Raw genomic sequence first — 9,155 nt, 5'->3', positions numbered from 1 at the left:
GACGTGCGGCGCCGTCCTTCTTGCTGTCCGCCGAGCGACCGGGGAACGGCTGTCCCTCGGCGGACCGTTCCTCAGTCCGAGATCAGCCCTTCCCGGAGCTGCGCCAGCGTGCGGGTGAGCAGCCGGGAGACGTGCATCTGGGAGATGCCGACCTCCTCGCCGATCTGCGACTGCGTCATGTTGGCGAAGAAGCGCAACATGATGATCTGGCGCTCCCGGGGCGGGAGTTTGGCCAGCAGCGGCTTGAGGGACTCGCGGTACTCCACGCCCTCCAGCGCGGTGTCCTCGTAGCCGAGGCGGTCCGCGAGGGAGCCCTCGCCGCCGTCGTCCTCGGGGGAGGGGGAGTCGAGCGAGGAGGCGGTGTAGGCGTTGCCCACCGCCAGGCCGTCGACGACGTCCTCCTCCGACACCCCCAGGCACAGGGCGAGTTCGGGCACCGTCGGCGAGCGGTCCAGCTTCTGGGAGAGCTCGTCGCTGGCCTTGGTGAGGGCCAGGCGGAGCTCCTGGAGGCGGCGCGGGACGCGCACGGACCAGGAGGTGTCGCGGAAGAACCGCTTGATCTCGCCGACCACCGTCGGCATCGCGAACGTCGGGAATTCCACCCCGCGTTCGCAGTCGAAACGGTCGATGGCCTTGATCAGGCCGATGGTGCCGACCTGGACGATGTCCTCCATCGGCTCGTTGCGGCTGCGGAAGCGCGCGGCGGCGTACCGCACGAGCGGGAGGTTCAGTTCGATGAGCGTGTCGCGCACGTACGCGCGCTCGGCGGAGTCCTTGTCGAGCGTGGCGAGCCGCAGGAACAGGGACCGGGAGAGCGAGCGGGTGTTGATGGCGTCGACGTCGTCATGCACGTGTGGTGCCGGCGCGGGAATCGCGGGAAGCACCTTCGAGCTGCCCAGTTCTACGGACATGCCACCCCCTTGAGGTCGCGGACGGGTCGCTGCGGCGTCCCCGGCCCAGGGCGGACCGAGGAGGTATACCTCCACCTGAATACCGGAGGCAGCACCACGGCAAACGCGGTTCCTGCAGAATGTCACATGTCGGCAACGCGCTGTAGCGTCTTGTCGACATATCTGTGCAGGAACGGGTCGCCCGTGCCGGTTAGGCGTCGATCCTGTTTGCGGATCGCAGGCGGGCGAAGCTCCGCGACAGTAGCCGGGAGACGTGCATCTGCGAAACCCCGAGCTCCGCACTGATCTGGGACTGCGTCAGATTGCTGTAGTAACGGAGCAGAAGGATGCGTTGCTCGCGCTCGGGGAGCTGGACGAGGAGGTGCCGTACGAGGTCCCGGTGCTCGACGCCGGCCAGCTCGGGGTCCTCGTAGCCGAGGCGGTCCAGCAGGCCGGGCAGGCCGTCGCCCTCCTGAGCGGCCTCCAGGGATGTGGCGTGATACGAACGCCCCGCCTCCAGGCAGGCCAGCACCTCGTCCTCGCCGATCTTCAGCCGCTCGGCGATCTCCGCGGTGGTCGGGGAGCGGCCGTGCAGCACGGTGAGGTCCTCGGTGGCGCCGTTGACCTGGACCCACAGCTCGTGGAGGCGGCGCGGGACGTGGACGGTGCGGACGTTGTCCCGGAAGTAGCGCTTGATCTCGCCGACGACGGTGGGCATGGCGAAGGTCGGGAACTGGACGCCGCGCTCCGGGTCGAACCGGTCGATGGCGTTGATCAGGCCGATGGTGCCGACCTGGATCACGTCCTCCATCGGCTCGTTGCGGCTGCGGAAGCGGGCCGCGGCGTAGCGGACCAGCGGGAGGTTGGCCTCGATCAGGGCGGCGCGGACGCGGGAGTGCTCGGGGGTGCCGGGTTCCAGGCCCGCCAGCTCGGCGAAGAGCACCTGCGTCAGCGCCCGGGTGTCCGCACTACGGCTCTCGCGGGCAGGAGCCTTGGGTGCAGTACGGGCCGTCACGGTCACGCCACCCTTCACAGTGCATTTTTCGCAGCATGTTTCGCGCATCGCATGTATCCGGCAAAAGCGGTCATAGCATCACAAGACATGTCCACTGTGTGCAAGCACCTCATAACGCCGTGTTGAAGAGAGAGTTGGCGGATACCGGGGGCGCGCGAGGGGTGCGACGGGCCGTCCGGCCGCACGGCGAAGCCCCCCGCGGGGCGAGGGGCTCTGGGTGGGTGCGGCGGCGCGGGTGGCGCCGGGGCGTTTCAGATCGCGTAGTCGGCGATCACCCAGGTGGCGAATTCGCGCCACTGGGCGGCAGCCGCCTGGTGGGCAGGATGCTCCAGGTAGCGCTTGAGGGCGTCGGTGTCGGCGACGGCCGAGTTGATCGCGAAGTCGTAGGCGATCGGGCGGTCGGTGATGTTCCAGGCGCACTCCCAGAACGTCAGCTCCGGGATCTCCTTCTCCAGCGCGGCGAAGGCCCGGACGCCGGCCTGCACCCGCTCCTCGTCGCGCGAGACGCCCTCGTTGAGCTTGAACAGGACCAGGTGGCGGATCACAGCGACCTCCGTACGGCGGGACGATGCGCAGCCGGTCCGGTGGGCCGACTGGGACCTAGCTGACCAGCTGGGTCATGAACTCGCCGACGCTCTGCGCGGCCGACGAGATGCCCTCGAAGCCTATCTGGACGAGGCCGGCGGCCCGTTTGGGGGTGGCGATGATCGTCCAGAGCACGAAGATGACGACCAGGTACAACGCGACCTTTTTCGCTGTCGCCATCAGTTCCGTCTCCCCTGCGGCAGGTCCCTGCGCCCTACGGCGTTCCCCCGCGACCCCCCTGGCCCCGGTGGCCGCCCCGGTTGCCGGTGCGGTCGGGCGAGTGTAACCACACGTGTTCGACCGGGCGAGGCGGCGCACCCCGTCCGGCCCTGTCCTTCACACGGGTCTTATGGACCAAAGGCCCTCCAAGGAGGGCCCTTCGCCCGGCTGTTGGGGCGGACCGCGGGAGGCAGGATGGGTCATGAGGCCACCGCGGGTCTGGCAGGAATCCGCGGGGCCCCGGGACCAGCGCCCCACTGCGGGGTCCGTGCCGCGTGCTCCCTGACAGCGCGGCGTGGACTCGGGGCCCGGTCCTCATCGGGGGAGGCGGCTCCAACCCCCTGGCCCGCCTCCCCCGGCCATACCCCCGCGCGCCGGGCGCGCGCACCGGTCCGGGCCGTTCTCCGGCAACCTCAGGACCGTTCTTCTCGTCCCTCTCCCCGTAAGGCATCCCCGTAGGTCGCGGATCACCTCATGTACGCGACAATCGGCCGGCACGGAGCGCGGGCCGGCCCGCGGCGGCCGACCGCCGTGGCACCGGCCCGCGCGGAACGACGAGAGGAAAACCGGGGGCTCCCGCGATGAGCATCGACTGGAACCGACGTACCTGCGCGCGGCGCGGGCACATCACCTACCGTCCGCACGAGGCGCACCTGGAGGCGAAACTGCACGCCAGTACCGCCCTGGGCGCGGCCTGGCGCTGTCTGCGCTGCGGCGACTTCGTGCTCGGCGAGCCGCACGGCTCCGGGCCGGCCGCCGGCGCCCCGCTGGTCCCGCGCGGCAAGGTGCTGCGGGACCTGTTCCTCCTGCGGTTCCTGGCCGTGGAGCGGGCGCTGCGCGGGGTGTTCGTGGTGCTGGCGGCGCTCGCCGTGTGGCAGTTCAGCAACAGCCAGGACGCCGTCCGCCAGTTCTTCGACAAGAACCTGGACGTGGTCCGCCCGATCGCCGTCCACTTCCACTACGACCTGGACCACTCCCCGATCGTCGACACCATCCGGAAGACCTTCGGCTACAAGCACTCCACCCTGATGGTGGTGGCCGCGCTCCTGCTCGCGTACGCGCTGGTGGAGATCGTCGAGGGCGTCGGACTGTGGATGTCCAAGCGCTGGGCGGAGTACCTGGCGGTGGTGGCGACCGCCGCGTTCCTGCCGCTGGAGATCTACGAGCTGACCGAGAAGGTCAGCTGGCTCAAGATCGCCACCCTGGCCATCAACATCCTCGCGGTGCTCTACATCGCCATCGGCAAGCGGCTGTTCGGGCTGCGGGGCGGCCGCGCGGCCTTCGACGAGGAGCGCCGGAGCGCCTCCCTGCTGGAGGTCGAGACGTCCGCCGGAATGCCCACACCCGCCCATAATGGCTGAACGCACCGTACGAGGGGGAAAGCGAATCCCATGCGACTCACGCTCATGAACTCCGCACACCGGCAGTCCGGTTCGCCGCACGCACCCGGCCGTCGGGCCGTGGCCCGCCGCCGCCCGATGGTCGTGCTGGCGCTGCTGTTCGGCATGTTGGCCGCGGCCGCCGGTCCGGCCGCCGCCGCCGGACTGGCCGAGGCCGCCGCGGCCCGCCCCGCCGCCGTGACCGCCGCGCAGGCCGCGCCGGGCGCCCGGACGGCCGCCACCGACGCCGCGCGCGTCGAGGCGGCCCCCGCGACCGCCCTGAAGTGGCGGCACACCACGCACAGCAGCAGCTACCACCACGTCACGCAGCAGGCGTCGTTCAAGTCCCACGACAAGCCGAAGAAGAAGATGGGCTTCTTCAAGAAGCTCGGCATCTTCCTGATCGTGATCATCGTGGTGATCATCGTCATCGTGATCCTGCTGATCTGGATGATCGTGCACTTCATCCGGAAGGCTTTCCGCCGTCGGGGCTGACGGATCAGGTCGGTTTTCCGCACCTTGCGCGCACCGCGGGGGCGGCCGGAGTCCACACCGGGCTCCGGCCGCCCCCGTTTTCCGTCGTCGGCCCGGCAACTGCCGCCTGCCGCCGCCCCTTGGCGCCGCCGCCCGCCCAACGGGCCGACGCGGGACCGGCCGTACGCCCGCTACCGCGGCACGGTCGCCCATGCCCTGTCGCCAATGCCCTTGGTATTCCCTCCGCTTGCCACGACGGGCGCGCGGCCGACGGGCGCGCGCCGCCGCCGCGGCCAGGTCCGCCCCACCGACGCCCGCCCCGGAGCCTGACGTCCCCTCAGAGCGGTCTTCCGCGGTGCGGGGCGGCGGCAACGCAAAAACCGCCTCCGACCTGCTCGCGCAGATCGGAGGCGGTTCTGAAAGCGGTAGCGGAGGGATTTGAACCCTCGGTGACTTGCGCCACACTCGCTTTCGAGGCGAGCTCCTTCGGCCGCTCGGACACGCTACCGAGAGAGAGCTTAGCCCAAAGGGCCCCGTGCGCCGAAATCGGATGGCGGGACGGGCGTCGCGCGGCGGTCAGCGGTCGCGGAAGAACGCGGTGAGGAGGGCGGCGCAGTCGGGCTCCAGGACGCCGGTGATGACCTCGGGGCGGTGGTTGAGGCGGCGGTCGCGGACCACGTCCCACAGCGAGCCGACGGCGCCGGCCTTGGCGTCGCGGGCGCCGTAGACGACCCGGTCGACGCGGGAGAGGACGATCGCGCCGGCGCACATCGTGCAGGGTTCGAGGGTGACGACGAGGGTGCAGCCGGTCAGGCGCCATTCTCCGGCCCGTCGCCCACCACCCTGGCCGGAACCTCCCCCGGACTCCGCCCGGAGGGACCCCGCTCGCGAGGCTTCCTTCCGTAGGGTCTCGGCGGCGGCGCGCAGGGCGAGGACCTCGGCGTGCGCGGTGGGGTCGCCGGTGGCCTCGCGTTCGTTGTGGCCGGTGCCCAGGACCGTGCCGTCCGCGGACAGCACGACGGCGCCCACCGGGACGTCACCGGTCCCGGGGGCGCGGGCGGCCTCCACCAGGGCCCGACGCATCGGCGCGATCCAGGGGGCGCGCAGCGGGTCGGGTGCGGCGGAGGGGAGGGGGGCTGATGGGGGGACGGTCATGTCCCCAGTGTCGGGGACGTGGCCGGGGGCCGGGCCCAGGGGCGGAACGTGGGCCCGGCGGGGCTCAGCGCACGGCTTCCAGCAGGTCCGTGCAGCCGAGGGCGTCGGCGATCGCGCCGAGCGCGTCGCCGTCGAGGGTGAGCAGTTCCTTCTCCGTGACGCCGAGGTCGCCGAGCAGCCCGGCGTCGCCGAGCGGGCCGCTCACCATGGCCGTCTCGGCGTCGTCGTCGAGGTCGTGGTCCGCTTCGGGTTCGCCGTCCTCGGTGCCGTCCAGGTCGAGGCTGTCGAGTTCGTCGCCAGCGCTGTCGTCGCGGCCGAGGAGTTCGTCGGTCAACATCGTGCCGTACGAGCTCCTGGCGGCCACCGCGGCGTTGGAGACGAAGACCCTGGGGTCCTCCTCGCCGTCGACCCGGATGATGCCGAACCAGGCGTCCTCCTGCTCGATGAGGACCACCACCGTGTCGTCTTCGACCGCTGCCTCTCGGGCCAGGTCGGCCAGATCGGTCAGCGTTTCCACATCGTCGAGCTCTGTATCGCTCGCTTCCCACCCGTCTTCGGTGCGCGCGAGCAGTGCGGCGAAGTACACCGTGACTCTCCCACTGGTCAGGGGCGTGCCGGGCCGGGCGGGGCGGCGCTGCACGCCGCTGCTTCCCGCCCCTTCGGAATCGTGGCAGAAACATCGCGTCCGCGCGCCGTCTTCGACGCTGCGTCGTGCGGACGTTGTGAGAGATGTCGCTCACGTGCCGGAGCGTGGGCGGTGCGCGACGGGCGCCGGGGCCCCGCGGCTCGGTTACTGTCGACGTCATGCGGATCCATGTCGTCGACCACCCGCTGGTGGCGCACAAACTCACCACTCTGCGCGACAAGCGCACCGACTCCCCGACTTTCCGGCGGCTCGCCGACGAGCTGGTCACCCTGCTCGCCTACGAGGCCACCCGTGATGTGCGCACCGAGCAGGTCGACATCGAGACGCCGGTGACGGCGACCACCGGCGTGCGGCTGTCCCACCCCCGACCCATGGTCGTGCCGATCCTGCGGGCCGGTCTGGGGATGCTCGACGGCATGGTCCGGCTGCTGCCCACCGCCGAGGTCGGCTTCATGGGCATGGTCCGCAACGAGGAGACCTACGAGGCGCACACGTACGCCACGCGGATGCCCGACGACCTGTCGGGTCGACAGGTGTACGTCGTCGACCCGATGCTGGCCACCGGCGGCACGCTGGTCGCGGCGATCAGGGAACTCATCAAGCGTGGGGCGGACGACGTCACCGCGATCTGTCTGCTGGCCGCGCCCGAGGGCGTCGAGGTCATGGAGCGCGAGCTGGCCGGTACGCCGGTCACGGTGGTCACCGCCGCCGTCGATGAGCACCTCAACGCGGACCGCTACATCGTCCCGGGCCTGGGCGACGCGGGCGACCGGATGTACGGCACCGCCGGCTGAAGCACCCCTTCCCGGCGTGCCACGGGGCCCCGCACCACGAACCCGGTGCGGGGCCCCGTGGCGTGCTCAGCACGTGGCGGTGGCCGGGGGCTGAGCCGGGCGGGTCAGCAGGGACAGGGCCGCGGTGGCCTCCTGCGGGGTGGCGAGGGCCTTGAAGCCGCCGCCGAGGATCAGGTCGAGGTCGGCGGTCTGCCGGCCGTCGGTCTTCAGCTGGGCCCCGGCCAGCTGGGTGGCCAGCACCTTCAGCGGGCCGGCGGTGGCGGCCGTGGGGCCGATCAGTATGCCGGTGCCGTTGACCTTCTTGTCGTAGGCGGCCGGGGCGTTGCCCACCTTGCCGATCTTGAAGCCGCGCTTTTGGAGTTCGTCTGCGGTGCGCTTGGCGAGTCCGGCGCGCTCGGTGGCGTTGTAGACGTTGACGGTCAGGGACGCCGGGGCGGGCGGCTTGGCGGCGGGCGGGGCGGCGCTCGCGCGGCCGGCGGTGCCGGACGGGCAATGTCTCTTGTCCTGCGCGGCCTGGGCCGTACTGCCCTTGCCGCCGAAGACGTCGATGAGCTGCAGGGTTCCCCAGCCGACCAGCCCCAGGGCGCAGGCGCCGGCCACGATGCCGAGGACGATGCGACGACGGTGACGGGGACGGCGCATCCGCGGGTACCTGTCGCCTTTGATGCGGTATTTACCGCCCATGCCGGGAGGCGTCAGCATGCTCATGGCCGCAGCGTAGTGCCGGGCGTGTGCCGTGCCTACTAGATGATCAGTGCGTTGTGTGCGGGAAACCCGAGTGGGCCAATTCAGCTGGCGTCCACGCCGGTGGTCGGGGTGGACGCGGGCGGCGGGGAAGCCGTCAGCCGAGTTCGAGGACGCGGGCGTGCAGCACCTGGCGCTGCTGGAGCGCAGCGCGGACCGCCCGGTGCAGGCCGTCCTCCAGATACAGGTCACCCTCCCACTTCACGACGTGCGCGAAGAGGTCGCCGTAGAACGTGGAGTCCTCGGCGAGCAGCGTTTCGAGGTCGAGCTGCTGCTTGGTGGTCACCAACTGGTCGAGGCGTACCGGGCGCGGGGCGACGTCCGCCCACTGGCGGGTGCTCTCCCGACCGTGGTCCGGGTACGGCCGCCCATTTCCGATGCGCTTGAAGATCACACGGAAAGCCTACCGGGCTGGGGGCACCGGGCGCAGCCAGGAGGCGGTGGAGCAAACGAGATCAATCACGGCAATTTCGGATCATTGGTGGGTGATGAGCTGGCTGATACGGCACGAACGGGCTATCGCTCGCTCGTCCGGTCGCGGTGGTCGCGCGGCGCCGCGAGCCCGGTCGGCTCACCACCGCCCGGCGTCCGCCAGACTCGGCTGCCAGTACGTGACCGCGGCGGTGTCCGGATCCACCCGGACCGGGCCGTGGTCGTCGACGCCGACCTGCGCGGGGGTGGTGCGCTCGGCCAGTGCGACCCCGAACTGGGACGCCTTTTCGGCCGTGCTGCGCGGGGCGCTCCGGCCGCCCGGCCCGCCGGGTTGGGCGTCGGTGAGCACCACGGCGTAGGCGGTGCCGTCGGGCGGCAGCGCGACGGGGGCGTGCGGCCGGCTGTACGGGAGGGGCGGGACGGGGCCCGGGCGGTGGTCGCCGAAATGCAGCAGGGGGTAGGGCTGGGCGGCGAAGGTGCAGGTGCGGTCCGAGATGTTGGTGACGGTCAGCAGCATGTGGCGGGCGCGGTGCGGCTCGGCGCCGGCGTGGAAGCGCAGCATCTCGGGGGTACAGGCGTCCCGGGCGCGGGGGGCGGGGCCGGAGGGCGGGGACGGGGCGGGGGAGACGGCGCGCGGGAGGGCGGCGCGGTAGCCGCCGCCGTCCTGGCAGGCGGTGAGCGGCAGGGCGGTGGCGGCCAGGAGGGCGGCGGCGAGGGTGCGGGCGCGGCGGGCGGCGTCGGTGCGGCGGGGCGGGGCCGGGGACGCGGGGGCGGGCCGGAAGGGCATGGGCACGATTCTCGGGCACGGGGGGACGGTGCGGG

12 protein-coding genes and 1 tRNA gene are annotated in these 9,155 nt (G+C 71.7%); 3 read left to right on the top strand and 10 right to left on the bottom strand.

What is annotated here, in order from left to right; all coding sequences use genetic code 11:
• Positions 1-71: 71 nt before the first annotated feature.
• The 4 genes from SNOUR_RS19250 to SNOUR_RS47185 form a co-directional block, all read right to left on the bottom strand.
• Positions 72-911, bottom strand: coding sequence for an RNA polymerase sigma factor SigF (locus SNOUR_RS19250; protein WP_039634447.1), 840 nt, complete (start codon positions 909-911; stop codon positions 72-74).
• A gap of 190 nt (positions 912-1,101) precedes the next feature.
• Positions 1,102-1,911 carry an RNA polymerase sigma factor SigF gene (locus SNOUR_RS19245; RefSeq protein WP_067348793.1) on the bottom strand — a complete coding sequence of 270 codons (810 nt, stop codon included), beginning with the start codon at positions 1,909-1,911 and terminating at the stop codon, positions 1,102-1,104.
• A 245-nt stretch (positions 1,912-2,156) separates the two neighbouring features.
• Positions 2,157-2,450, bottom strand: a complete 294-nt coding sequence (locus SNOUR_RS19240) for a Dabb family protein (protein WP_067348790.1) — start codon at positions 2,448-2,450, stop codon at positions 2,157-2,159.
• A 55-nt stretch (positions 2,451-2,505) separates the two neighbouring features.
• Entirely contained in the window at positions 2,506-2,670 is a 165-nt protein-coding gene (locus tag SNOUR_RS47185) for a hypothetical protein (protein WP_167390733.1), read from the bottom strand.
• Positions 2,671-3,290: 620 nt separating this feature from the next.
• Between SNOUR_RS47185 and SNOUR_RS19235 the strand changes: the two genes are divergently transcribed.
• Both SNOUR_RS19235 and SNOUR_RS19230 read left to right on the top strand, forming a co-directional pair.
• Positions 3,291-4,070, top strand: coding sequence for a DUF2127 domain-containing protein (locus SNOUR_RS19235; protein ID WP_067348789.1), 780 nt, complete (start codon positions 3,291-3,293; stop codon positions 4,068-4,070).
• 30 nt (positions 4,071-4,100) lie between these two features.
• Positions 4,101-4,583, top strand: coding sequence for a hypothetical protein (locus tag SNOUR_RS19230; protein ID WP_067348786.1), 483 nt, complete (start codon positions 4,101-4,103; stop codon positions 4,581-4,583).
• A gap of 402 nt (positions 4,584-4,985) precedes the next feature.
• On the opposite strand, the gene SNOUR_RS19225 is transcribed toward SNOUR_RS19230, so the two are convergent.
• From SNOUR_RS19225 to SNOUR_RS19215, 3 genes are all read right to left on the bottom strand, one after another.
• Positions 4,986-5,070, bottom strand: a tRNA-Ser gene (locus SNOUR_RS19225).
• A 68-nt stretch (positions 5,071-5,138) separates the two neighbouring features.
• On the bottom strand, positions 5,139-5,717 hold the full coding sequence (locus tag SNOUR_RS19220) for a nucleoside deaminase (RefSeq protein ID WP_079142773.1): 579 nt from the start codon (positions 5,715-5,717) through the stop codon (positions 5,139-5,141).
• Positions 5,718-5,781: 64 nt separating this feature from the next.
• Positions 5,782-6,303 (bottom strand): tRNA adenosine deaminase-associated protein, encoded by a 522-nt coding sequence (locus tag SNOUR_RS19215; protein WP_067348781.1) that lies wholly within the window; start codon positions 6,301-6,303, stop codon positions 5,782-5,784.
• Positions 6,304-6,521: 218 nt separating this feature from the next.
• Here SNOUR_RS19215 and upp point away from each other — a divergent pair, with 218 nt between their 5' ends.
• On the top strand, positions 6,522-7,157 hold the full coding sequence (gene upp / locus SNOUR_RS19210) for a uracil phosphoribosyltransferase (protein WP_039634434.1): 636 nt from the start codon (positions 6,522-6,524) through the stop codon (positions 7,155-7,157).
• Positions 7,158-7,223: 66 nt separating this feature from the next.
• Here upp and SNOUR_RS19205 read toward each other — a convergent pair whose 3' ends face one another.
• The 3 genes from SNOUR_RS19205 to SNOUR_RS19195 form a co-directional block, all read right to left on the bottom strand.
• The gene (locus tag SNOUR_RS19205) at positions 7,224-7,865 is read right to left on the bottom strand and encodes a LytR C-terminal domain-containing protein (protein WP_079142772.1); all 642 of its coding nucleotides are present in this window, start codon (positions 7,863-7,865) and stop codon (positions 7,224-7,226) included.
• A 133-nt stretch (positions 7,866-7,998) separates the two neighbouring features.
• Positions 7,999-8,295 (bottom strand): type II toxin-antitoxin system VapB family antitoxin, encoded by a 297-nt coding sequence (locus SNOUR_RS19200; protein WP_030084955.1) that lies wholly within the window; start codon positions 8,293-8,295, stop codon positions 7,999-8,001.
• A 177-nt stretch (positions 8,296-8,472) separates the two neighbouring features.
• Positions 8,473-9,120 (bottom strand): DUF4232 domain-containing protein, encoded by a 648-nt coding sequence (locus SNOUR_RS19195; RefSeq protein WP_067348776.1) that lies wholly within the window; start codon positions 9,118-9,120, stop codon positions 8,473-8,475.
• Positions 9,121-9,155 lie beyond the last annotated feature (35 nt).

This window comes from Streptomyces noursei ATCC 11455, from assembly GCF_001704275.1.
Classification (GTDB): domain Bacteria; phylum Actinomycetota; class Actinomycetes; order Streptomycetales; family Streptomycetaceae; genus Streptomyces; species Streptomyces noursei.
This window is presented reverse-complemented; position numbering and strand designations above follow the sequence as displayed.

Coding starts and splice junctions, on each gene's coding strand:
- SNOUR_RS19250 (WP_039634447.1), bottom strand. CDS start 911: ATGTCCGTAGAACTGGGCAGCTCGAAGGTGCTTCCCGCGATTCCCGCG.
- SNOUR_RS47185 (WP_167390733.1), bottom strand. CDS start 2,670: ATGGCGACAGCGAAAAAGGTCGCGTTGTACCTGGTCGTCATCTTCGTG.
- SNOUR_RS19235 (WP_067348789.1), top strand. CDS start 3,291: ATGAGCATCGACTGGAACCGACGTACCTGCGCGCGGCGCGGGCACATC.
- SNOUR_RS19230 (WP_067348786.1), top strand. CDS start 4,101: ATGCGACTCACGCTCATGAACTCCGCACACCGGCAGTCCGGTTCGCCG.
- SNOUR_RS19220 (WP_079142773.1), bottom strand. CDS start 5,717: ATGACCGTCCCCCCATCAGCCCCCCTCCCCTCCGCCGCACCCGACCCG.
- upp (WP_039634434.1), top strand. CDS start 6,522: ATGCGGATCCATGTCGTCGACCACCCGCTGGTGGCGCACAAACTCACC.
- SNOUR_RS19205 (WP_079142772.1), bottom strand. CDS start 7,865: ATGAGCATGCTGACGCCTCCCGGCATGGGCGGTAAATACCGCATCAAA.
- SNOUR_RS19195 (WP_067348776.1), bottom strand. CDS start 9,120: ATGCCCTTCCGGCCCGCCCCCGCGTCCCCGGCCCCGCCCCGCCGCACC.